The 22,481-nt window shown below is 56.5% G+C and carries 19 protein-coding genes and 1 pseudogene; 10 read left to right on the forward strand and 10 right to left on the reverse strand.

Features of this window, described 5'->3' with window-relative positions:
* Window positions 1–191 precede the first annotated feature (191 nt).
* On the forward strand, window positions 192–827 hold the full coding sequence (locus GNG29_RS19440; protein ID WP_023279901.1) for a hypothetical protein: 636 nt from the start codon (window positions 192–194) through the stop codon (window positions 825–827).
* A 135-nt stretch (window positions 828–962) separates the two neighbouring features.
* On the opposite strand, the pseudogene GNG29_RS19445 reads toward GNG29_RS19440, so the two are convergent.
* Window positions 963–2,138 (reverse strand): annotated as a pseudogene (locus GNG29_RS19445) (YgiQ family radical SAM protein); the annotation flags it as partial.
* Between the two features lie 205 nt (window positions 2,139–2,343).
* Between GNG29_RS19445 and GNG29_RS19450 the strand changes: the two are divergent.
* Window positions 2,344–3,837 carry a TrkH family potassium uptake protein gene (locus GNG29_RS19450; protein ID WP_197431823.1) on the forward strand — a complete coding sequence of 498 codons (1,494 nt, stop codon included), beginning with the start codon at window positions 2,344–2,346 and terminating at the stop codon, window positions 3,835–3,837.
* Between the two features lie 39 nt (window positions 3,838–3,876).
* Here the strand turns inward: GNG29_RS19450 and ftsP are convergent, their stop codons facing one another.
* The 4 genes from ftsP to GNG29_RS19470 all read right to left on the reverse strand — a co-directional run bounded on the left by ftsP (window position 3,877) and on the right by GNG29_RS19470 (window position 8,988).
* Window positions 3,877–5,289, reverse strand: a complete 1,413-nt coding sequence (gene ftsP, locus GNG29_RS19455; protein ID WP_103176967.1) for a cell division protein FtsP — start codon at window positions 5,287–5,289, stop codon at window positions 3,877–3,879.
* 58 nt (window positions 5,290–5,347) lie between these two features.
* A complete protein-coding gene (plsC, locus tag GNG29_RS19460) occupies window positions 5,348–6,085 on the reverse strand; it encodes a 1-acylglycerol-3-phosphate O-acyltransferase (protein ID WP_103180982.1) in 738 nt (245 codons plus the stop codon).
* 122 nt (window positions 6,086–6,207) lie between these two features.
* A complete protein-coding gene (parC, locus tag GNG29_RS19465) occupies window positions 6,208–8,466 on the reverse strand; it encodes a DNA topoisomerase IV subunit A (protein WP_103176968.1) in 2,259 nt (752 codons plus the stop codon).
* Window positions 8,467–8,586: 120 nt separating this feature from the next.
* Window positions 8,587–8,988 carry a YgiW/YdeI family stress tolerance OB fold protein gene (locus GNG29_RS19470; RefSeq protein WP_103176969.1) on the reverse strand — a complete coding sequence of 134 codons (402 nt, stop codon included), beginning with the start codon at window positions 8,986–8,988 and terminating at the stop codon, window positions 8,587–8,589.
* A gap of 139 nt (window positions 8,989–9,127) precedes the next feature.
* On the opposite strand from GNG29_RS19470, the gene qseB reads away from it, so the two are divergent.
* The 6 genes from qseB (at window position 9,128) to GNG29_RS19500 (ending at window position 13,350) form a co-directional block, all read left to right on the forward strand.
* Window positions 9,128–9,787, forward strand: coding sequence for a quorum sensing response regulator transcription factor QseB (gene qseB, locus GNG29_RS19475; protein WP_103176970.1), 660 nt, complete (start codon window positions 9,128–9,130; stop codon window positions 9,785–9,787).
* Window positions 9,784–11,133, forward strand: coding sequence for a quorum sensing histidine kinase QseC (qseC, locus tag GNG29_RS19480; protein WP_156655226.1), 1,350 nt, complete (start codon window positions 9,784–9,786; stop codon window positions 11,131–11,133). The genes qseB and qseC overlap by 4 nt, the downstream gene beginning before the upstream one ends.
* A 106-nt stretch (window positions 11,134–11,239) precedes the next feature.
* Window positions 11,240–11,821 (forward strand): NAD(P)H-dependent oxidoreductase, encoded by a 582-nt coding sequence (locus tag GNG29_RS19485; protein WP_103176972.1) that lies wholly within the window; start codon window positions 11,240–11,242, stop codon window positions 11,819–11,821.
* A 29-nt stretch (window positions 11,822–11,850) separates the two neighbouring features.
* The gene (locus GNG29_RS19490; protein WP_103180983.1) at window positions 11,851–12,165 is read left to right on the forward strand and encodes a putative quinol monooxygenase; all 315 of its coding nucleotides are present in this window, start codon (window positions 11,851–11,853) and stop codon (window positions 12,163–12,165) included.
* A gap of 193 nt (window positions 12,166–12,358) precedes the next feature.
* Window positions 12,359–12,799, forward strand: coding sequence for a peptidoglycan-binding protein LysM (gene lysM / locus GNG29_RS19495; RefSeq protein ID WP_156655227.1), 441 nt, complete (start codon window positions 12,359–12,361; stop codon window positions 12,797–12,799).
* A 20-nt stretch (window positions 12,800–12,819) separates the two neighbouring features.
* The gene (locus GNG29_RS19500) at window positions 12,820–13,350 is read left to right on the forward strand and encodes a hypothetical protein (protein WP_371816533.1); all 531 of its coding nucleotides are present in this window, start codon (window positions 12,820–12,822) and stop codon (window positions 13,348–13,350) included.
* Between the two features lie 21 nt (window positions 13,351–13,371).
* Here GNG29_RS19500 and GNG29_RS19505 read toward each other — a convergent pair whose 3' ends face one another.
* From GNG29_RS19505 to GNG29_RS19515, 3 genes are read right to left on the reverse strand one after another with little or no spacing between them, the layout of a single operon-like run.
* Window positions 13,372–14,559: a glycoside hydrolase family 88 protein gene (locus GNG29_RS19505; protein ID WP_103822868.1), complete on the reverse strand. Its 1,188-nt coding sequence runs from the start codon at window positions 14,557–14,559 to the stop codon at window positions 13,372–13,374.
* Window positions 14,560–14,587: 28 nt separating this feature from the next.
* A complete protein-coding gene (locus tag GNG29_RS19510; RefSeq protein WP_197431824.1) occupies window positions 14,588–15,832 on the reverse strand; it encodes an oligosaccharide MFS transporter in 1,245 nt (414 codons plus the stop codon).
* Between the two features lie 31 nt (window positions 15,833–15,863).
* Window positions 15,864–17,672, reverse strand: a complete 1,809-nt coding sequence (locus tag GNG29_RS19515) for a DUF2264 domain-containing protein (RefSeq protein WP_156655228.1) — start codon at window positions 17,670–17,672, stop codon at window positions 15,864–15,866.
* A gap of 166 nt (window positions 17,673–17,838) precedes the next feature.
* Between GNG29_RS19515 and GNG29_RS19520 the strand changes: the two genes are divergently transcribed.
* Window positions 17,839–18,678, forward strand: a complete 840-nt coding sequence (locus GNG29_RS19520; protein WP_156655229.1) for an AraC family transcriptional regulator — start codon at window positions 17,839–17,841, stop codon at window positions 18,676–18,678.
* Between the two features lie 71 nt (window positions 18,679–18,749).
* On the opposite strand, the gene GNG29_RS19525 is transcribed toward GNG29_RS19520, so the two are convergent.
* On the reverse strand, window positions 18,750–20,222 hold the full coding sequence (locus GNG29_RS19525) for a Cu(+)/Ag(+) sensor histidine kinase (RefSeq protein ID WP_156655230.1): 1,473 nt from the start codon (window positions 20,220–20,222) through the stop codon (window positions 18,750–18,752).
* On the reverse strand, window positions 20,212–20,895 hold the full coding sequence (locus GNG29_RS19530; protein WP_103176980.1) for a copper/silver response regulator transcription factor: 684 nt from the start codon (window positions 20,893–20,895) through the stop codon (window positions 20,212–20,214). Before GNG29_RS19530 ends, GNG29_RS19525 begins: the two co-directional genes overlap by 11 nt.
* A gap of 183 nt (window positions 20,896–21,078) precedes the next feature.
* Between GNG29_RS19530 and GNG29_RS19535 the strand changes: the two genes are divergently transcribed.
* Window positions 21,079–22,464: a Cu(I)/Ag(I) efflux RND transporter outer membrane protein gene (locus GNG29_RS19535; RefSeq protein WP_156655231.1), complete on the forward strand. Its 1,386-nt coding sequence runs from the start codon at window positions 21,079–21,081 to the stop codon at window positions 22,462–22,464.
* Window positions 22,465–22,481 lie beyond the last annotated feature (17 nt).

Raw genomic sequence — 22,481 nt, forward strand, 5'->3', positions numbered from 1 at the left:
CAGAAAAAGCGCATATAACTATATTTATCCCTGCGGGGACTTTTGTTTGTGCTATATATTTTTTACAGAGAACCGCAACGCGTCCAAACACAAGAATATATTTACCTCTGGAAAATGGTCTGACTCCCTTTCACGTGGTTGTAGTGACCTGTTCTGTGATTCATGTAATGTCTTTTCTGGATGAGGAAAATATGTCATCACTGATATTTTATACAGACGAAGCACAAGCACTGATTGTAACAGATACCCTTGCCGTCACCGATAATGGGGAGCCGTTATCTTTTGTTTCCAAAGCAGGTTACATCCCCCAGCTAAGAACCATCATAGCAGGTACGGGGGCAGGTGGATTTTCTAACACCTGGTTGCTTGAAGCATCAACCAGAATGGTCGTATCAGGTATACAAAATCTCAATTATCATACATCGGCCTGTCTAAGGAGGCTGTGGAAACAATACAAGCATGACCATGCAATTCCCTCTTCTTCAACGGTGACAACCAGTGTTTATCAGTTCGCAATTTGCGAGGAAACAGGAAATATCGTTTCGTTCGCCTATCGCTCAGTCCATGATTTCGAATCAGAGCAATTACAATACGGAACAGGAGTAAAACCTGAGTGCCAAATCCTGGATGGGGATTTGTTGCAGACAATTCCTGTAATGATGAATGAACAAAGGGCTATACAGGCGACATACTCACACCCGGAACGGATCCATATTGGCGGTGAGATGATTGCGCATTATCTGACATCATCTATGTATCAATGCTTTAAGATTGGGGAATTTGAGGATTTCAGAACTCAGGGAGAGTATATATTGAGCAGGATTTAGGCAAAACGCGGTTCAGATAAAGTGCTTTTAACAGGCTTGCTGAACATTAAAAGGATATCTCTCAATTACGATGAATAGCTTGAATTCTAAAAATAGAAAAGTAGAGTTTAACTCTAAATACATAAAAACAAGAGTAAAAGAGCAGCCCCCGAAGCAGCCACGCATGATGTTGATCGAGAAGCGGATCATCTCATACGCCGGGATACGGCTGTTGCCGTATGACGGGTGCGGCACGCGCTTGTACGGCAGCGCAAATACGCTGTCCATCTCTTCGGTAGAGAGCGGGATCGCCGGCGGGTTTACCCAGATGTAGCGCTCACCGTGCTTTTGCATCAGCGCACGGGCACAGCCCGGGTTGGTTTCGTGGTGCAGAATACGGGACGCATGCGCGTAGAGCACCTTGTCGCTTTTTACCTTCTCAAAGGATGGCAGCAGCACGTAGGTCTTTTCCCACGGCTTCGGACGCGGCGGCTGCACCACGATGGCTTTTGCTTCGGCTTTCTTCGGCGCAACCGGCTTATTATCCGCACACGGCAGATCTTCGCCGTATGGATGCGGGATCGGATCGATTTTGCCCGGCATATCGATGATACGGGAATCCACCCCTTTCCAGCCCGGCAGCGCCTCTTTCACCATGATGGCGGTGTTACGCACGTCGCGGATGTCGCCCACTGGTTCGCCCTGCGCCAGACGATGCGCCACTTCCACCAGCGGACGCTCGCCGTTGCCGAAGATCAGCATGTCGGCTTTGGAGTCCACCAGCACCGAACGGCGCACGGTATCAGACCAGTAGTCGTAGTGCGCGGTACGGCGCAGGCTCGCTTCGATACCCCCCAGGATAACCGGTACATCTTTCCAGGCCTCTTTGCAGCGCTGGGTGTAGACGAGGGTTGCGCGATCCGGACGCTTGCCCGCCACGTTATCCGCGGTGTAGGCGTCGTCGTGACGCAGCTTGCGGTCGGCGGTGTAGCGGTTGATCATCGAGTCCATGTTGCCCGCGGTAACGCCGAAGAAGAGGTTAGGCTTACCGAGGCGCATAAAATCATCTTTGCTGTTCCAGTCAGGCTGGGCAATGATCCCGACGCGGAAGCCCTGGGCTTCGAGCATGCGACCGCAGATCGCCATACCAAAGCTCGGATGATCGACGTAAGCGTCACCCGTCACCAGGATAATGTCGCAGCTGTCCCAGCCAAGTTGGTCCATCTCTTCACGAGACATCGGCAGGAAAGGCGCCGGTCCAAAGCAGGCCGCCCAGTACTGCGGCCAGGAGAAGAGGTCACGATCCGGCTGGATCAGGGAAATTGCGCTCATAATGCTTCCGAAGAAAAAATAATCAAAGGGCGGCGATTATACGCTGTTCTTCTGCAATAAATGAAGTGGGGAACGCGCCAAAATGGCGCCAGGTTAACGAAACTTCCACAAGCGCTGTAAACAACCTGCTAGAATGCCGCGCGCTGACGAATAACCGCTTTACTACGCAGGATTTTTAGCCCGTTTTTGCTCAGCAAAAACGGCCATGACGGGGAATGACACTTTGCGAGGCAGCCACTCTTCTCAGGTTTCCCAGCTACAGGTTGTGATGCATCTGTGCGGGTTTTTGGTGTTGCTTTATAGCTTCTCGATGCTGCCGCCGATGGCCATCGCGCTGGCAAATAAAGAGCGCAGCTATATCGCCTTTTTGAGCACCTTCGTGACCTTTTTTACCCTCGGTGGCGGCACCTGGCTGATGACCAAACATGCCGGGATCCAGCTGCGCACCCGCGACGGGTTTGTGATTATCGTACTGTTCTGGTTCCTCTTTTCGCTGATTAGCGCCATGCCGCTGTGGATGGATGACGCGCAGAAACTCTCGCTGGCGGATGCGCTTTTTGAAGGGGTATCGGGGATCACCACCACCGGGGCTACGGTGATTGGCGACGTCAGCGCCCTGCCAAAATCGTATCTCTACTATCGCGCGCAGCTCAATTTTATCGGCGGCCTTGGGGTCATCGTGCTGGCGGTGGCGGTGCTGCCGTTTCTCGGCATTGGCGGCATGAAGCTTTATCAGTCTGAAATGCCAGGACCGTTTAAAGAGGAGCGCCTCACTCCCCGGCTGGCGGATACCTCACGCACTCTCTGGCTCACCTATCTGCTGCTGGGGCTAACCTGCACGCTGGCCTACTGGCTTGCGGGGATGTCGTTCTTCGACGCGCTGTGCCACGGGCTCTCAACCGTCTCCCTCGGCGGCTTCTCCACCCGTTCGGAGAGTATCGGTTTTTACGACAGCCATGCCGTGGAGCTGGTCGCCGGGCTGTTCTCCCTGCTCTCCGCTTTCAACTTTACCCTCTGGTATGTGGCCATTACCCGCCGCACGCTGAAGCCGTTTCGCCGTAACCAGGAGCTAAAGTTCTTTCTGATTGCCGCGGCCATCATCATTTTGATCACCGCCTGGCAGGTATGGCATGCAGGGATGTACAACATCCCTGACAGTCTGGTGCATGCCTTTTTTCTTGCCAGCTCGATGATGACCGATAATGGCCTGTCGACCGGGGACTATGCCCAGTGGCCCGCGCACACCATCTTTTTACTGTTACTGGCCAGCTTCTTCGGCGGCTGTATCGGCTCCACCTGCGGCGGGATCAAGGCGCTGCGTTTTCTGATCATGTTCAAACAGTGCCGCCAGGAGCTGCACCAGCTTGGCCATCCACGCGCCCTTTTGCCGGTGCGCATCGGTAAAAGCGTGGTCAACGAGCGCGTACTGCGTTCGGTCTGGAGCTTCTTCTTTCTCTACGTCCTGTTTACCGCCTTTTTTATCTGGGCGCTGAATCTGATGGGGTACGATCTGTTCACCTCCTTCGCCACGGTCGCCGCCTGCATCAACAATATGGGGCTAGGATTCGGTGAAACTGCGTCAACGTTCGGTACGCTGACGGAAGGGGCAAAATACCTGATGTGCGTGGCGATGATTCTGGGGCGTCTGGAGATCTATCCGATACTGATCCTCTGCTCGCGCTTCTTCTGGCGGGCCTAGAAACAACACGCCCGGCAGAGGATGCCGGGCGGGAGAGAATTACGGGGCCGGATTCACCAGCAGCTGCCCCACCGAGCCGCGATCCGCCATCTCCAGTGTCTGGCTGTGGAACAGGAACGGGAAGTGCGGCCAGGAAGGCTGCCCGTAATAGACCAGCAGTTCCACCTGCCCGTCGACCCAGACGGTATCCTTCCAGCCTCTGTCTTCCGGGAACGGCATGGCGCCGTTGACGTTGCGGATAAGGAAACTCACCCCTTCGATATGGAACGACTGCGGCCTGTCGGCGCGCACCGTCCAGCGCTCCCAGGAGCCCTGCTGGGCGGTGATATCGATGCGGTTCACATCCCACAGCTGGCCGTTAATGCCCGGATCGTCGCCAAGGCTGATATCCCGGCTGCGCACCGGCGTACCGCTCAGGATCTCCTCCGACAGCAGGCGCATCGGCAGGGTATCGGTCACCAGCGGCAGCAGGCCGGTTGGACGCAGGGTTAACACCAGCGTCGAAACCAGAATGCTCGACGGCTCAAAGAAACCGCGCAGACGATCAACAATGCCCGCCGCCTCGCCACAGGTGATCGACACCTCTTCGCCGTTGGTCATATCCACCAGGATTTCGCGTCGCTCGCCCGGCGCCAGCGCCAGCTGTTTAACCGACACCGGAGCCGGTAAAAAGCCCTGATCCCCGGCAATGACGTGCAGCGCGCGGCCATCGCTCATCTGCAGTTGATAGCGACGCGAGTTGGAGGCATTCAGCAGACGCAGGCGTACCCAGCCGCGTGACACCTCGACATAGGGGCTTTGCGCGCCGTTGACCAGCAGCGTATCACCCACAAAACCGCCGCTGCCCGGCTCGCTGTACTCCGGCGTACCGAAATTATCCAGCCGCTTGTCCTGAATGATGAGCGGGAAGTCATCCACCCCGTAGTGGTTCGGGATCGGCAGGGATTTACTGACCTCATCCTCTATCAGCCACATCCCGGCCAGACCGTTGTAGACCTGCTGCGCGGTGCGGTTTGGGGTGTTGGCGTGATACCAGAGGGTCGCGGCGCGCTGGCGGACCGGCAGAACCGGTGCCCAGTCGGCGCTTGCGGACATCATGCGCGGCGCACCGCCCAGCAGCGGGCCCGGCACCTGCATCCCGCTGATGGTCATGGCGACGTTCTCCGCCAGGCGGTTGCTGTAGATCAGTTTGACGTCATCGCCGCTCCAGACGCGCACCGTCGGGCCGAGGTAGCGTCCGTTGATGCCCCAGACCGAAGCCCGGGTACCCTGAGTGAACGACCAGTGGGCGCGCTGTAGCGTCAGAAACAGCGGCTGCCCGCGGCGGGATTCCAGTAACGGCGGAATGGGCAGCGGCTGCTGCTGCCCGGCGGCGTTTGCCCTCAGCGGAACCGCGCCTGCACAAAGGGCGATCCCCGATGCCTGAATAAACTGACGGCGACTGAGTGACATAATGGCTCCATCTATAAACGCACTAACACACGGGAATTCGTTTTCCCTTTAAGCCGGCTTAAACCTTGCCAGCAGCTTCTCGCTCTGCGACTTCTTTATCGAGCTCAGCGATTTTATTCAGCATTAATTCGCGGCAATGTGCCGCCAGCTCGCGTACCTGGTCTTTGCCATATTTACTGACATCGACCGGCGGCAGCATCTCTACGATGACCAGACCGTTACGCAGACGATTCAGGTTTATCTTATTCGATGTGTTGGAAACACACACTGGAATAATCGGTACGCCTGCCGCAATTGCGGCATGAAATGCGCCAGTTTTGAACGGCAGCAGGCCACGACCCCGGCTGCGGGTCCCTTCCGGGAACATCCAGATAGAGATCTTGCGCTTTTTGAAGTGGTTCACCACCTCGGCAATCGTGCCGTGCGCTTTGGCCCGGTTGTTGCGGTCAATCAGCAGGTTGCCGGTGAGCCAGTAGAGCTGGCCGAAGAACGGGATCCACAGCAGGCTTTTCTTGCCCACGGTGACGGTTGGCGGCTGCACGATTTTCGCTGCGGTCACCATATCGTAGTTATTCTGGTGGTTACCGATATAGATAGCGTTACCAAATTTCTCTGCCCCTTCCGGCAGACGCGTTTCCACCTTCAGGCCAAACAGCGGCGCCAGACGGGCAAACATGTGGCCAAAGGTGGCAACGTGTTTTGGATTACGCGGGCTGAACAGGCAGTAAACAGAGCCGAAGATACAGACCAGAATGCAGTAGATAACGGCAAGAATGGTTCGAACAATTAATAGCATAGCGACCTCAAAAACCCCTGACAGTTGGCGATTATACTGCAACTGTGAGCGGGTAACTCCTTTGTTTCTATAACGGATGTTTTTCACGAGTCCCCCTCCTGAGCGGAGGGGGAGGTGCTCTGTTACGCTTCGTTGTCGCCCGATGTCGCGCGGTGTGGAGAGTCGATCTCTACACGGTCAATGCGCTGCAAGCCACGCATCAGCGATCCTTTGCGTCCACGTTCGCCCACCACTTTCTGCAGCTCTTCCGGGCGCAGCTTGATTTTGCGTTTACCCACATGGATGGTCAACGTGCTCTGCGGCGGCAGAATAAAGAGGTGCGCCAGGCTGTCTTCCCCTTTTGCCGCATCCGCCGCAGCGATGTTGATGATCTTGTTGCCTTTGCCTTTCGACAGCTGCGGCAGATCGCTGAGCGGGAACATCAGCATGCGGCCCGCGGCGGAGATCGCCAGCAGCATGTCGTTCTCGTCTTCAATCACCAGCGGGGCCATGACCCGGGCGTTATCCGGCAGGCTAATCAACGCTTTGCCCGCACGGTTGCGCGAGATCAGATCGTTAAAGGTACAGATGAAGCCGTAACCCGCATCGGAGGCCATCAGCAGTTTCTGCTCATCACCTTCCATCAGCATATGCTCGACGGTCGCCCCTGGCGGCAGCGTCAGCTTGCCGGTGAGCGGCTCGCCCTGCCCGCGCGCTGACGGCAGCGTAATCGGGTCGATGGCGTAGCTACGCCCGGTGGTGTCGATAAAGGCCACCGGCTGGTTGCTCTTGCCCTTCACGGCGGCTTTGAAGCTGTCGCCCGCTTTGTAACTCAGACCCGGCGCGTCGATATCATGACCTTTGGCGCTACGCACCCAGCCGCTTTGTGACAGCACAATGGTCACCGGCTCGGACGGCTGCATGTCATGCTCGCTCATCGCTTTCGCTTCTTCACGCTCGTGCAGCGGAGAGCGACGCTCATCGCCGAAGGCATCGGCGTCAGCCTGCAGCTCTTTCTTCAGCAGGTTGTTCATCTTGCGTTCGGAGGCGAGGATCGCCTGCAGCTGATCGCGCTCTTTTTCCAGCTCATTCTGCTCACCGCGAATTTTCATCTCTTCCAGCTTCGCGAGATGGCGCAGTTTCAGCTCGAGGATCGCTTCCGCCTGGGTTTCGCTGATGCCAAAGCGCGACATCAGGGCTGGCTTCGGCTCATCCTCGGTACGGATGATCTCAATCACTTCGTCGATGTTGAGGAACGCCACCAGCAAACCTTCGAGGATATGCAGGCGCTTAAGCACTTTCTCCAGACGGTGATTCAGACGACGGCGCACCGTATCGCGGCGGAACGTCAGCCATTCGGTGAGGATCTCCAGCAGGTTTTTCACCGCCGGACGGCCATCCAGCCCGATCATGTTCAGGTTGATACGGTAGCTTTTTTCCAGATCGGTGGTGGCGAACAGGTGATTCATCACCGGCTCCATATCCACACGGTTGGAACGCGGCACGATCACCAGACGGGTCGGGTTTTCGTGGTCGGATTCATCGCGCAGATCGTCCACCATCGGCAGCTTTTTATTGCGCATCTGGGCGGCGATCTGCTCCAGCACCTTCGCGCCCGAGACCTGGTGCGGCAGCGCGGTAATCACCACCGCGCCATCCTCTTTGGTCCACACCGCGCGCATACGCACCGAGCCGCGACCGTTCTGGTAGATTTTGCGGATTTCCGCGCGGGAGGTGATGATCTCCGCTTCGGTCGGGAAGTCCGGCCCCTGCACGATATCCAGCAGATCGTCCAGCGTGGTCTTCGGCTGTTCAATCAGGGTAATGGCCGCTTTCGCCACTTCACGCAGGTTGTGCGGCGGGATATCCGTCGCCATCCCGACGGCAATACCGGTGGTGCCGTTCAGCAGAATGTTCGGCAGACGCGCAGGCAGCATTTTCGGCTCCTGCAGCGTACCGTCGAAGTTGGGTACCCACTCCACGGTGCCCTGGCCCAGCTCGCTGAGCAGCAGTTCGGCATATTTTGAGAGACGGGATTCGGTATAACGCATCGCCGCGAACGACTTCGGATCGTCCGGCGCACCCCAGTTCCCCTGGCCGTCGACCAGCGGATAGCGGTAGGAGAACGGCTGGGCCATCAACACCATCGCTTCATAACAGGCGCTGTCGCCGTGCGGATGGTATTTACCCAGCACGTCACCCACGGTACGGGCGGATTTTTTAAACTTGGCGCTGGCATTCAGTCCCAGCTCAGACATCGCATAAACGATGCGGCGCTGAACGGGTTTCAGGCCATCTCCGATAAACGGCAACGCCCTGTCCATGATGACGTACATGGAGTAGTTCAGGTAGGCGTTTTCCGTGAATTCATGTAGCGCGAGGCGCTCTGCCATATCGCTCATTAAATGGGATTCCTCAACTCAGAAACCAGTTGGTTTCAGGCAATATTGCCGCAGATACTACCTTATCTGGCGAGTCGAGTCACAAAGAAAAAGGGGCCGGAATAGCGGCCCCTTGATGGGTTATTTATTCAGCTTGATAACCTGTTTCACGTCGATTTCGAAATCGTTCCACTCTTTATCGACCTTGCCCTGCAGCTCAACCTTATCCTGCGGCGTAATGGTCTGGCCGTTCCAGTGTTTATTGTCGATCTCCACCGTTACCGTGCCGCTCTCATCACGGAAGGTATAACGGTCGTCAGAGAGGCGCTCGGTAATCGTCCCGCGCAGTTTCACCCAGCTGTCATCCTTCATATCCTTGACCTTCTGCGCCGTGGTGAGGTTAGCGTCATTATCGACAAACCCGCCCTGCTGGGTTTGCGTCTGGGTTGCCGTCGCGGATGGGCCATTAAATCCCCCCTGTGCCGCAAACACCGGCGCGGAGGTGATCATCATGATGGCAGCAATAGCAGCGATTTTTTTCATCTTAACTCTCCCTTTAATGTCGTTTCGCAATCCATTAAACAGGGTAAACCTTAACAACTTCTTAAGCGGAAAATTTAAATTTTTTTACTGTACAGCTGTGCGTAACAGAGGGTTTACTGACGGCATCAGGGAGGGAAACATGCGCATTTTACTGGTAGAAGATGACAGGCTGATTGGCGATGGCATTAAAGCCGGGCTGACGAAAATGGGCTTTTGCGTGGACTGGTTCACCGACGGCGAAACGGGCCGTGCGGCGCTCTATAGCGCCCCCTACGACGCCGTGGTACTCGACCTGACGCTGCCCGGCCTCGACGGGCTACAAATCCTGCGCGAATGGCGGGCACAGGGGCGCGACGAACCGGTGCTGATATTAACCGCGCGGGATGCGCTCGATCAGCGCGTCGAGGGGCTGCGCCTGGGGGCTGACGATTATCTCTGTAAACCCTTCGCCCTGATTGAGGTGGCTGCCCGTCTGGAGGCGCTGGTGCGCCGCAGCCACGGGCAGGCGCACAGCGAACTGCGCCACGGTAAGATCACGCTCAATCCCACCAGCCTCGTCGCCACCCTGAACGGCGAAACTCTGGTGCTGAAGCCGAAAGAGTTTGCCCTGCTGGAACTCCTGATGCGCAACGCAGGCCGCGTCCTGCCGCGGAAGCTGATTGAAGAGAAGCTCTATACCTGGGATGACGACGTCTCCAGCAACGCCATAGAAGTCCACATACACCATCTGCGCCGCAAGCTCGGCAGCGATGTTATCCGCACCGTGCACGGCATCGGTTATACCCTGGGTGACGCATGAAACTGACCCAACGCCTCAGCCTCAAGCTGCGCCTGACGCTGCTGTTCTTAGCCCTGTCGCTGACGGCATGGTTTGCCGCGAGCATCGTCGCCTGGCACCAGACCACCGATAAGCTCGATAAGCTGTTTGACACCCAGCAGATGCTGTTTGCCAAAAGGCTGCTGACCATGGATCTCGACGAGCTCAAAGCCCCGGAACGCATGCGCGAGGTGCCGAAAAAAGCCCGTCACGGCCATCTGGATGACGATGCGCTGGCCTTCGCCATCTACACCCCCGAGGGCAAAATGGTGCTTAACGACGGCGAAAACGGACGCGACATTCCGTACCACTATCGCCGGGAGGGCTTCGACAACGGGCGGCTGGACGACGATAACGACGAATGGCGCTTCCTCTGGCTTACCGCCCCGGACGGCAAGTACCGGGTGGTGGTCGGCCAGGAGCGGGAGTACCGTCAGGAGATGGCGCTGGACGTGGTGCGATCGCAGCTCACGCCTTGGCTGGTGGCGCTGCCGGTGATGCTGCTGTTGCTTATCGTCTTGCTGAGCCGGGAACTGCACCCGCTGAAAAAGCTGGCGCAAACCCTGCGCCTCCGCTCACCGGATGCCACTGACCGCCTGCCGACCCACGGCGTGCCCGTTGAGGTTCGTCCGCTGCTCGATGCGCTGAATCATCTGTTCGCCCGCACCCAGGAGATGATGGCCCGCGAGCGCCGCTTTACCTCCGATGCCGCCCACGAACTGCGCAGCCCCCTCACCGCCCTGAAAGTGCAGACCGACGTGGCGCAGCTGTCGCTGGACGATCCTGAGGCGCAGGGCAAAGCGCTGAACCAGCTACACGCCGGTATCGACCGGGCATCGCGGCTGGTTGAGCAGCTCCTGACCCTGTCGCGCCTGGATTCACTGGAGAGCCTCGATGACGTGGAATCCCTGGTGCTGGCCGATGTTCTTCAGTCGGCGGTGATGGCGATCTACTCTCCGGCGCAGCAGGCCGGGATCGAGATGCGCCTGAACATCAACGCCCCGCAGGTCACCCGCCCCGGCCAGCAGCTGCTGCTGAGCCTGCTGGTACGCAATCTGCTGGATAACGCCGTACGCTACAGCCCGCGCGGCAGTGTGGTGGAGGTTACGCTCGATAGCCGCAGTTTTACCGTCCGTGACAACGGAGCGGGCATTGCCCCCGAGGCGCTGGCGCGGATCGGCGAGCGCTTCTATCGCCCGCCAGGGCAGGAGCAAACCGGCAGCGGGCTGGGGTTGTCTATCGTCAAACGGATTGCCGCCCTGCATCGAATGAGGGTAACTCTCGGGAATGCGCCGGAGGGCGGCTTTGCCGTCACCGTCGGCTGGTAGGGAATTATTGCTGCTATAGCAAAAGACTTTGCACATTTTGCTAATTTCACCGCACCGCTGTCGCGCGTAGAATAGCCCTCAGACTCGCTACTCTGAGGACAACTTAATGAGCAATATCTTAATTATCAACGGTGCAAAAAAATTCGCCCACTCCAATGGCCAACTGAATGACACCCTGACCGAGGTCGCGGACGGCTTCCTGCGCGACGCCGGGCATGATGTTAAAGTCGTGCGCACCGACGGTGAATACGATATCCAGGCCGAAGTGCAGAACTTCCTCTGGGCTGACGTGGTGATCTGGCAGATGCCTGGCTGGTGGATGGGCGCACCGTGGACCGTGAAAAAGTACATGGACGATGTCTTTACCGAAGGCCACGGCGCGCTGTATGCCAGCGATGGCCGCACCCGTTCAGATGCCTCGAAAAAATATGGCTCCGGCGGTCTGATTCAGGGGAAAAAGTACATGCTTTCCCTCACCTGGAACGCCCCGATAGAAGCCTTCACCGAAGAAGATCAGTTCTTCCACGGCGTGGGCGTGGACGGTGTTTATCTGCCGTTCCACAAAGCCAACCAGTTCCTGGGAATGGAGGCGCTGCCGACCTTTATCACCAACGACGTGATCAAAATGCCGGACGTGCCACGCTATATCGCAGAATATCGCAAGCATCTGGCTGAAATTTTTGCTTAACTGGTTGCATGTTATCAGGAGAAATGACCATGCTTACCGTTATTGCTGAAATTCGTACCCGTCCTGGCCAACATCACCGTCAGGCGGTGCTGGAGCAGTTCGCTAAAATTATCCCGACCGTTTTAGATGAAGCCGGCTGCCACGGCTACGCGCCGATGGTGGACACCGCCGCAGGCGTCAGCTTCCAGACCACCGCCCCCGACTCCATCGTGATGGTTGAGCAGTGGGAAACCGTCGCGCACCTTGAAGCGCATCTGCAGACTCCGCACATGAAAGCGTGGAGCGAGGCGGTGAAGGGTGACGTTCTGGAAACGCATATCCGTATTCTGGAGAACGGGGTTTAACCCCTGTTTTGCCCGGTGGCGCTACGCTTACCGGGCCTACAAAACCGTAGGCCGGGCAAACGAAGTGCCGCCCGGCAATACCAACAGCACCGAATCTCAGGCCCGGTACGCATAGCGTTTCCGGGCTTTTTTTATCACCTCAAAACGCACCTGCTATGCTTACTTCTGATTTCATTGTTATCTGGAGGAAGGAATGGGAATTTTTAACTTCGTTAAAGAGGCAGGTGAAAAGCTGTGGGATAACCTGACCGATCACAAAGGTCAGAGCGATAAGGTGACTGAACACCTTAAAAAACTCAACATACCGGGCGCCGACAAAGTGCAGGTCAACGTCAACGATGGTAAGGCCGTGGTGACGGGTGACGGACTCACCCAGGAGCAGAAGGAAAAAATCCAGGTCGCGGTAGGGAACATCGCGGGCGTCAGCGAGGTGGAAAACAGCATCACCGCCACCGACACCCAACAAGAAGCCACCTACTATACGGTCAAATCGGGTGATACGCTGAGCGCTATCTCCAGAACGGTGTATGGCGATGCGTCGCAGTACAACAAAATCTTCGAAGCCAACCGCCCTATGCTCTCTAGCCCCGATAAAATTTATCCCGGCCAGACGCTGCGTATTCCAGAAGCCTGATAGCACCGCACCGAGGGAAGATGATGAAGATAGCCTGTCTGGGCTGGGGCTCGTTGATATGGAAAAGCGGCCCACTCCCCGTCGCCGGGGAGTGGAAAACTGACGGGCCATCGCTCCCCGTTGAATTTTGTCGGATCAGCGATGGCGGCGAGCTCGCCACCGCCCTCTGCATGAACGCACCTGCCGTTCCCGTGCTCTGGGCGTGGCTCAACGCGGAAACCCTGAACGTTGCCTGTCAGGCCCTGCGCGAGCGCGAAGGGATCCCTGAGGAACGTTGTGACGGTATCGGTTCGTTGCTGACTGGAGAGCGCCACACCGGCCTGCTTGCTAAATGGGCGGCCGAGAGAGGCATCGAGGCGGTGATCTGGACCGGGCTGCCACCGAGAAGCGCCTCACTGGAGGGGCGGGTGCCTACCGTGGACGAAGCGATTGTCTATCTGGATAGCCTGAGCGGCGAGGCCCGCCAGCACGCGCGGGACTATTTTGACCAGGTGCCAGCCCAAATCGACACCCCCTACCGGCGGGTAATCACTGAAGTGCTGGGGTGGTAACAACGCCACCCCAGCGTTTTCTTACCAGTACAGTTTCCAGCTCTGGGTAAAGCGCACCAGCGCTTCGACGTAGAAGTAATCCCCCCAACTGGCGCACTCGTCCACGCCTTTATTGCTGGCGAGGTGATACACAGAGTGTTTCAGCACGCCGTTGCCCTTCTCCTCTTTTCCCATCAGGTAGTGCCTGGTCAGCGAGGACATGATCCCTTTCGCCCACGCCAGATAGCGCTCGCGATCCGGGTCAGTCACCGGCAGGTGCTTCACCAGCTCCAGCAGGCCGCATACCGCAATCGCCGCTGACGATGAATCACGCAGCGCGTCGGTGCCCACCAGCGCCAGATCCCAGTGGCAGACGTAATCCTCCGGCAGGCGGTTGAGGAAGTAGTTTGCCAGCCGTTTTGACAGGGCGATCATCGTCTCGTCGCCGGTATAGATATAGCTCAGCAGAAAGCCGTAAATCCCCCACGCCTGGCCCCGCGACCAGCAGGAGTCGTCCGCATAGCCCTGCTGGGTATTGCCGTAGCGCGGCGCGCCGGTGACCACATCCATATAGTAGGTGTGGAAGGTGGAGGCATCGTCACGGATAAGGTACGTTGCGGCCTGCATCACATGGGCTTTAGCGGCCTCGGCAAAGCGCGGATCGCCGGTCTGCTCCGTCGCCCAGTAGAGCAGCGGCAGGTTCATGTTGCAGTCGATGATCATCCGGCCAGCCTGTTCCGGGTCGGCCAGATCGCCCCACGCCTGGATGATCTTCGCCTTCTCGTGGAAGCGCTCCAGCAAAGCTTCTGCCGCCAGCAGCGAGAAGCCGCGCGCCTCGCGACTGCCGGTCAGCCGCCAGTCCGCCACGCAGGAGAGCGTGTAGAGGAAGCCGAGATCGTGGGTGTTGGTGTCGCTGCGCCCGGCAATGCGCAGGCCAAACGAGCGCGTGTGTTTTTGGGCCATCTCACGGAATTTCTCCTCCCCGCTCATCTCCCACGCCAGCCACAGCTGCCCGGTCCAGAAGCTGGTGGTCCACTCGACGTTATCGGTCAGGGGATAAAACCCCTCTTTGCAGGTTTCTGCCGGGAATTTGTCACCGAATTCCGTTAAATGACGGCTAATCAGGTCGAGGATATGGCTGCGTGCCGAGATTAATTCATCGCTAAAGGCGCGTTCATCCACGGGCACGGGAATATCGGCCAGACGTTCCTCGGTGATACGACTTAACATAATTCGATTCCTTCTTTGACGACGTAAATTAGTGATGTTCAGCAACGTTCAGCGTTTTTGCGCCGCGCCATTTGCTCTGGCAGGCGGATAACGTGAAGGCGGAAATAAGGGTAAAGGTCAGCGCCGTAGCGCCCATGATGATATAGGTCTGCTCAAAGCCGATGCGGTCATACATATAACCCGCAGGGGAAGAGACCACGACATTACCGACGTAGAGCATTGCCTGATAGCCCAGCAGATACATGGTGGCGTTCACGCGTTTATCGAAATGCTCGGCGATATATTTAAAGACCGACACCAGCAGGAGGCAGATCTCCAGACCGTACAGCGGCTTGAGAACCGAAATAAGCAGGTGCGAATCGCAGATCCCGGAAATAATCAGGCGCGCCCCGACAATCAGACCGACAATCAATAACCCACGCTTGGCGCCAATAAAATTCACGAACAGCGGGATGACCATATACATGACAAATTCCATCCCCGACTGCACGGTGCCCAGATAGCCAAAGACCGCGTTGCCCTGATGCACGTCATCAAAGAAGGTGACGAAATAGCGCGAGAACTGCTGCTCGGCGATAAACATCATCCACGCCACGCCCGCCACGTACAGGCAGAAGGCCCAGAATTTGCGGCTGCGCAGCAGGGCGTAAACATCCGCCGGAACGATTTTCTCTTTGGTCAGCACCTCACCGGCATGGGCCGAGTTGGTGTTCACCTTCAGGCTCAGGAGGACAATCAGCATAATGACCGACGCCACGCTGCCCATAATGAAGTTGTACGCAGGAGAGAGGTTAAACAGCAGGCCGGAGAACGACGATGCCACCGCCCAGCCGAGCGATCCCCACATACGGATCTGACCAAATTCCATGCCGTTAAGACGGCTGAAACGGTCGGAATAGGATTCGCACGCCGCGACGCCCGCATACCAGGCGAAACTTAAATAGAGCGCGCCGATAATAATCCCCAGCATGGTGTTGGACATTAACAGCGGCTGATAGACATAAATAAAGAACGGCGCCATCAGGGCGGACATCGCCACCACAAAATAGAGCAGGTATTTGCTCATGCCGATCTTATCCAGAATATAGCCATAGATCGGTTTCAGAATAACGGAGAAGACACCATTTACCGCAAATACGGTGCCGATCACCGAGCCGCTCAGGTTGGCTTTTTGCCCGAGCCAGATCGCCAGCAAACCAATACTGGCCGACCAGGTAAAGAAATAGAGAAAGATAAAACTGCTGATTTTGTAATATTCAGTTTTGTTGCTCATACCATCCTCGCCGATATCCAGGGTAAGGCTCTTATAAAATGAACGACAGCTTACGTTCGCTTCCGGGCGCGCAAATAACGACCCGGTTATCTTCTATTTTCAGTTGTGGTGTGTTTGCCTCTGCACGCGCTTTCCCGGAGGCGTATACCGCACTGCATAGCCAGCTCTCCCCCTGCGGGAGAGTGGTGGTCAGCACCGGAATGGCGGCGCATTCGGCAAACATGATGCTGCTGTTGGGTGGCGTCACCACGCTGTCAGGCTGACGGCTGATGACAGGCGACAGATCGACAATGACGCTGCTGCCGTTCGCGGCATTCAGATAACTGCCGCGCCCGATAAGCTGATGGTCGGTTTTCATTACCGCAAAACCGCCCTCCACCGTCTGCAACGTGCGGGCGCTGTTGATGCGGTGCAGGCGCAGATGCCACTCGCCAAACGGCACCAGCCAGCTCTCAATGTGGACGTCGTGCCACGGCGACCAGCGCGAAAAGATGAAGTTCTCGTCGACGCGGACCGCCTCGCATTCGCGGCGTCCGCGGAAGTAGTTATCACCATCGGCCAGCAGCAGCATGGAGTCGCAGGCAGCATGCTTGATGCCGAAGCGTCCGCGCTCGATGGTGAACCCAAAGCGGCTGGAGTAGGCAAATTTGGTGTATTTCGCCTCGGTGTTCACATAGTTGTTCAGCTCCAGCTGTCCGGCGGTGAGCATGGTGACGTGATCCGCCTGCATCAGGATCTGCTGGGCATGGGGAATGAGGCGCTTTTCGGCAAGCGCAGGTAATGGCTGCTCTTCTGCCTGCCAGAACGGATGGCTCTCCGGCAGGGCCAGAATCAGGTAGGTTTTCAGCGCCCAGTAAGGCGAGCCGGGAGAGTTATAGTCCTCGCACATCGCCAGGTTCGGGTAGGCGAAACCCAGCGTCAGGATCCCGTCGCGATCGGTCATCGGCTGTTGCTGCCACCAGCGCAGATGACGGAGGATGAGCCCTTTCACAATCCCCGGCGTGAACACCTCCAGCCCGGAAAAAGCCACCGCACTCCAGAAGGCGACCATCGCGAAGCGGTAGGTCAGGCTGCGGCCAAAGGGCACCGAGGCGCCGTCGGCAGCGGACATATAGATAAAATCTTCCGCGAACAGGCGCGAACGCTGGCGCAGCACCTCTGCCCTCGCCTCATCACCGCTCAGGGTGGCGTAGAGCAAACCGTAAAAGTGAAACGCCATTGAGATGTAGTAGTCCTTTGGCCGTCCCGGACCGTCGGAGTACCAGCCGTCCCCCAGATAGTAGGTCTCCATCATGGCGAAGCGGCGATCGATAGCCTGCTGGTCGTAGGGCAATCCGGCGCGCTTAAAGCCAAGCTGGACCATGATGGCGAAGTAGTTCCAGTTGCTGTCCGGCATCGTCGCGTCGGTGATCTGGTTCAGCCAGGCGTGCAGATTCATCAGCTCCCGTTCGCTAAACAGTTCAGTAAGTTTGTCCTGTAGGAGCGCCAGCCCGAGGCCATAGGCCGCCATCTCCACCAGACGCTGGTCATAAGGCCCGGCTTCGCCCCAGTAGCCTGCGCTTTGCGGATCGGTACCCTGCTTAATGGCGGCAAAATATTTATCGCTGAACGGCGTACTGTCGCCTGCGGCCATCAGCGGAAACAGCCCCCATAAGACCCGGGAGAGCCCCTCCATCTGCGCCACATCCCGGGCGTAGTGCGCGCAGGTATCGCCCAGTGAAAACCGCGAACTCCCCGCCGGAAACTGATTATCTACCGCCGCAAGCCACATGTTCAGGGCCGCCACCAGATCCTGGCGGGATGACAACGGATTTGATTTTTCTTTATTTGCCGCGCACATACGCTTGTCCTCGCAATCAACTGCGGCAAAGCATAGTTAATCAACAAGGTGCAGAAATGTTAGCCGGGTCACAGGAGTGAGAGATGAATAAACCCGCAGTTGAGGAAATTTAAAATGGTGGTTTATAAAGAGGAAAGAAAAGGGAAAAGTTGAGTTTTATTGCACTATGCGCGAGACACCTACGCCGGAACACCTTGAGCTCATCACCCTGAACGATACCCTCGTGTCGTTCAGTCGCCTGTTCGCCAACACCGTGCGCTATCACCACTGGCACCAGTGTCTGGAGATCCTCTATGTCGAAGAGGGCTTTGGCGTGGCGATTGTCGATAACCGCCACTACACCATGCGCCCGGGGAGGCTGTTTTTCTTTCCCCCCTTTACCCTGCACAAGGTGATGGTCGACCCCCAGGCCGAAGCGAACTACCGCCGGACCATTATTCATCTCGATCAGCATGCGGTAATGAAAGCCCTGCGTGATTTTCCCCAGACCCAACAGCGACTCCAGAAGCTGTCCCAACGTGGAGGAGAAGCCTGGGTAGCGGACATGGCCCACTGCCACAGCCATATCGATCATCTTTTCAGCTGCTACCCGCCGCCGTTGAACAGCGAACGCATCGCCAGCCTGCTGATTAGCCTGTTCGCCATGCTGCCGCACGATGACGAAGGCCAGCCCGGCAACAGCCACGGTATCGCCAGCCAGGTAATGTTCTGGCTGGATGAGCACTACCAGCATAAGTTCAGTCTTGATGCGCTGGCAGACGAGCTGGGTAAATCCCGCAGCTACGTATCACGGAAATTCCATGCGGAGACGGGAGAGAAAATTCACGATTACCTGAATACGTTACGATTACGCAAAGCCTGTGAGAGCCTGCTGCATTCAGACGCCAGCGTGCGGGAGATTGCCGCGCGGGTGGGGTTTTCAGACGTGACCTACTTTATCAGCGCGTTTAAAAAGGGGATCGGAGAGACGCCCTTACAGTACCGGAAGAATCATCTGCAGCCCTGAGACACACGGCTGCGCGCTCATGTTCATTCATCTCTGAAAAAATGACAGCATAGTGATACTTTTCCTGTTCATCATAACGGCGGATTAATGGCCCCTGACTGAGCAGGCAGCATCAGAATAAAGCGCGTCGAGGTTTTATCTGACTCAACGGATACCCGTCCATTATGGGCAGTAATAATGGATTTAACGATCGCCAGACCGATGCCGCTGCTGTTTTCATCTTTTCGCTGACGAGAGGGATCGACCCGATAAAAGCGATCGAACAGCCGGGATAAATGCACAGGCGCTATAGGCGTGCCCGGGTTTTCCACACTAATATGCACTTCCCCTTCCCCTGAGCGCAGGTGAACGGTAATGGTGCTCCCGCGTGGGGTATAACGGATGGCGTTTGACAGTAAGTTGCTTATTGCCCGACGCAGCATCAGCGGATCGCCCTCCACCGGGGTGGCCTGCCCCTCCAGGCTTAGCGCTACTTCGCGTTCCTCGGCCAGAGCTTCAAAGAAGTCGAAAACCGTGGCGATCTCCGTCGCCAGATCCAGCTTCTCTTTTTCCGGGATCAGCTGGTTATTATCTGCCTGGGCGAGAAATAGCATATCGCTGACCATTTTCGACATGCGTGAAAACTCCTCCAGGCTGGAGTAGAGCACTTCCTCCAGCTCTTTCACGTTACGTGGCTGGCTGAGAGCTATTTCGGTTTGCGTGACAAGATTAGTGATCGGGGTACGCATTTCATGAGCAATATCGGCAGAAAAATTGGACTGCCGGTTAAAGACATCTTCTATACGCTCAATCATATGGTTAAAAGAGATCACCAGCCTTTCCAGCTCAATGGGCACATTTTGTTTATTTAAGCGGACACCGAGATCGGCCGAGCTAATATTTTTGATCTGCTGACTTAAACTGCGGATAGGTTTATGCCCCTGATAGACGGCAAACAGCACAATAAAGATCACGATAATGCTGATTATCGACGCCATTATCATCAGCTTGTTTTTGAGGTCATTGATATAATGCAGATGAAAATTGATCGATAGCGCCATCAGTAAATTATAGGCGGGCGTGCCATCTGCTTTTTTGCCGATGGGTAGCATAATTATACGCCAGGCGCTGTGCTGCGCCTGCGCACTATCAGCCATTCCCTGGTGCGGGGCGGGATCACGCCATAAGAGCACATGTCCGGCACGCAAATCTCTGCCAGGGGCGGGATCGTTGAGAAGGGTGTTCAAATCGGGTCCGGTTGAGGACTGAAAAACCGGACGATTATCCCTATCCAGCAGCAAAACAGAGATATTGGCGAAGCCTGCCACGACATTTTGCAGGATTTCCAGCCGCTCTTTTTCCGGCTCCTCCTGATGGCTCAGTACCGTTTCGAGGGTGAAGCCTATCTGCTTCAAATCATGAATATCGCGCTCTTCGAAATGTGCCTTTACGGAGTGGATCATTACCCAGGTGAAGACAAAAAAAGAGGCAATGGTGGCGAGGCTGATAAAGAACGTGAGCCGCGTGGCCAACGAAAAAGGCCGGGGGGAGCGCCTAAAGATCATCTGGCACCTCAAGCATATAGCCTACACCGCGCACGGTCTGGATGAGCCGTGGTTCAAAATCGTTATCAATCTTGCCCCGCAACCTTTTCACCGCCACGTCGATGGCGTTGGTATCGCTGTCAAAATTCATGTCCCAGACCTGAGATGCAATCAGCGACCGGGGCAATACTTCGCCCTGATGACGAATGAAGAACTCCAGCAAGGTAAACTCCTTGCTGGTCAGCGTGATGCGCGTTCCGTTGCGCGTTACCTTACGGCTGACCAGATCGAGGGTCAGATCGGCTACCTGAAACTGGCTTTCGACCATCACCGCCGCGCCACGACGGAGTAACGTCTTTACCCGGGCCAGCAGTTCGGCAAAGGCAAAAGGCTTAATCAGATAATCATCAGCGCCCAGCTCAAGCCCTTTGACCCGATGTTCAATGGTGCCCAGCGCGGTGAGCAGGAGAATGGGCATCCCTTTGTTGGCCGTGCGCAGCATCCTGACAATATCCCAGCCGTTCACATCCGGCAGCATAATGTCTAGGATCAACAGATCGTAATCTGCGGTCATTGCCAGATGAAAACCGTTCAGGCCGTTGTCTGCCAGATCGACAATAAACCCGGCCTCTTTCAGCCCCTTAGTCAAATACTCGCCGGTTTTTTTCTCGTCTTCGACGATCAGAATTTTCATGACGTTCTCTCCCTGCCCTGCGCTGCGAGCCTGAGATTTTAGGCATCCCGGATTCGATAGCAAAGGCATATTCCGCTTAATGACAGCTTTGTCATTTTCCTGTCACCCGTCAAACAGAGTCCGGAACGTAAAGTACCCGTCGTTGAACTACCCCTTTAAGGATCCGCCCGGGCGAGAAAACCTATGCGTAAATTTCAATTAATGACGCTCAGCGTAAGTTTTATTCTGACCGGCTGTCTTTCGCTGGCACCGGAATATCAGCGCCCGTCCGCCCCGGTGCCGTCGCAATTCTCGCTCAGCCAGAATGCATTAGTGGCTACCACGCCGGGTTACCGGGATAGCGGCTGGGGGGCCTTTTTTGTCGATCCGCACGTCAAGGCCCTGATAGACGAAGCGCTGGTAAATAACCGCGATTTGCGAATGGCGGCGTTGAAAGTAGAGGAAGCCCAGGCGCAATACGGCGTAACGGATGCCGACCGTTTTGCGCAACTGACGATGGATGGCCGTAAAACAGTGAGCGGGAGAGTGGACGGGAATGCATCGACCACGGGGGACTATGAAGCAGGCCTCAACCTTAGCTTCGATCTGGATTTCTTTGGCCGCTTAAAAAATCTGAGTGAAGCTGAGCGTCAGGCGTATCTTGCCAGCGCCGAAGCTCATCGGGCGGTACATATTTTACTTATCTCGAATGTATCGCAGGCCTATTTCAATCAGCAGCGGGCCTGGGCCCAGCTCCAGGTGGCCCAGGAGACGTTAGCCAACTATGAGCGTGTTTATACCTTTGTTGAGAAGCAACTGCTGACAGGCAGCACCAGTGTGCTGGCACTGGAGCAGGCGCGTGGCGTCATAGAGAGCACCCGCAGCGATATCGCCAGGCGGCAAGGGGAGCTGGTGCAGGCCGATAACGCCCTGCATCTGCTGCTGGGTACCTGGAACCCGCTGCCGAAGAATGGCTATCGCGAGGATATTGCAAATAATGGCGTAGTATTACCGCCAAATCTCTCCTCAAACATTTTATTGCAGCGCCCGGATATCATGCAGGCTGAACACGAGCTGCTGGCGGCCAATGCCAATATCGGTGCCGCCCGCGCCGCTTTTTTCCCGTCCATCACTCTCACCAGCGCGTTATCCAGCAGCAGTACCGAGTTATCCAGCCTGTTTTCTGCGGGCAGTGGGATGTGGAATTTTATCCCCAAAATCGAGCTGCCTCTGTTTAATGCCGGACGTAATCAGTCGAACCTCAGCCTGGCTGAAATTCGTCAGCAACAGTCGGTAGTGAATTATGAAAATAAGATCCAGACCGCCTTTAAACAGGTTGCGGATGCGCTGGCATTACGCCAGCACATTAGCGATCAGATTGCGGCGCAGCAGCGCTATCTCACCTCGCTGCAGATAACCCAACAGCGCGCCAGAGGCCTCTATCAGCATGGCGCGGTCAGCTATATCGAAGTGCTGGATGCCGAACGCGCCCTGTTTACCACCCGGCAGACCTTACTCGACCTTAACTACGCCCGTCAGGTAAACGAAATTACGTTATTCACCGCTCTCGGCGGCGGCTGGATTGAATAACTCCCTTACTTCACTCA

Source organism: Leclercia sp. Colony189 (genome assembly GCF_009740165.1).
In the GTDB taxonomy this organism is placed as follows: Bacteria; Pseudomonadota; Gammaproteobacteria; order Enterobacterales; family Enterobacteriaceae; genus Enterobacter.

Excerpts from the sequence above, each read along its gene's own strand:
- GNG29_RS19520 (WP_156655229.1), top strand. The coding sequence starts at position 17,839 with ATGCGCGAGACACCTACGCCGGAACACCTTGAGCTCATCACCCTGAAC.
- GNG29_RS19530 (WP_103176980.1), bottom strand. The coding sequence starts at position 20,895 with ATGAAAATTCTGATCGTCGAAGACGAGAAAAAAACCGGCGAGTATTTG.
- GNG29_RS19500 (WP_371816533.1), top strand. The coding sequence starts at position 12,820 with ATGATGAAGATAGCCTGTCTGGGCTGGGGCTCGTTGATATGGAAAAGC.
- GNG29_RS19440 (WP_023279901.1), top strand. The coding sequence starts at position 192 with ATGTCATCACTGATATTTTATACAGACGAAGCACAAGCACTGATTGTA.
- GNG29_RS19485 (WP_103176972.1), top strand. The coding sequence starts at position 11,240 with ATGAGCAATATCTTAATTATCAACGGTGCAAAAAAATTCGCCCACTCC.
- qseC (WP_156655226.1), top strand. The coding sequence starts at position 9,784 with ATGAAACTGACCCAACGCCTCAGCCTCAAGCTGCGCCTGACGCTGCTG.
- ftsP (WP_103176967.1), bottom strand. The coding sequence starts at position 5,289 with ATGTCACTCAGTCGCCGTCAGTTTATTCAGGCATCGGGGATCGCCCTT.
- GNG29_RS19525 (WP_156655230.1), bottom strand. The coding sequence starts at position 20,222 with ATGATCTTTAGGCGCTCCCCCCGGCCTTTTTCGTTGGCCACGCGGCTC.
- plsC (WP_103180982.1), bottom strand. The coding sequence starts at position 6,085 with ATGCTATTAATTGTTCGAACCATTCTTGCCGTTATCTACTGCATTCTG.
- qseB (WP_103176970.1), top strand. The coding sequence starts at position 9,128 with ATGCGCATTTTACTGGTAGAAGATGACAGGCTGATTGGCGATGGCATT.
- parC (WP_103176968.1), bottom strand. The coding sequence starts at position 8,466 with ATGAGCGATATGGCAGAGCGCCTCGCGCTACATGAATTCACGGAAAAC.
- lysM (WP_156655227.1), top strand. The coding sequence starts at position 12,359 with ATGGGAATTTTTAACTTCGTTAAAGAGGCAGGTGAAAAGCTGTGGGAT.
- GNG29_RS19515 (WP_156655228.1), bottom strand. The coding sequence starts at position 17,672 with ATGTGCGCGGCAAATAAAGAAAAATCAAATCCGTTGTCATCCCGCCAG.
- GNG29_RS19470 (WP_103176969.1), bottom strand. The coding sequence starts at position 8,988 with ATGAAAAAAATCGCTGCTATTGCTGCCATCATGATGATCACCTCCGCG.
- GNG29_RS19535 (WP_156655231.1), top strand. The coding sequence starts at position 21,079 with ATGCGTAAATTTCAATTAATGACGCTCAGCGTAAGTTTTATTCTGACC.
- GNG29_RS19490 (WP_103180983.1), top strand. The coding sequence starts at position 11,851 with ATGCTTACCGTTATTGCTGAAATTCGTACCCGTCCTGGCCAACATCAC.
- GNG29_RS19510 (WP_197431824.1), bottom strand. The coding sequence starts at position 15,832 with ATGAGCAACAAAACTGAATATTACAAAATCAGCAGTTTTATCTTTCTC.
- GNG29_RS19505 (WP_103822868.1), bottom strand. The coding sequence starts at position 14,559 with ATGTTAAGTCGTATCACCGAGGAACGTCTGGCCGATATTCCCGTGCCC.
- GNG29_RS19450 (WP_197431823.1), top strand. The coding sequence starts at position 2,344 with ATGACGGGGAATGACACTTTGCGAGGCAGCCACTCTTCTCAGGTTTCC.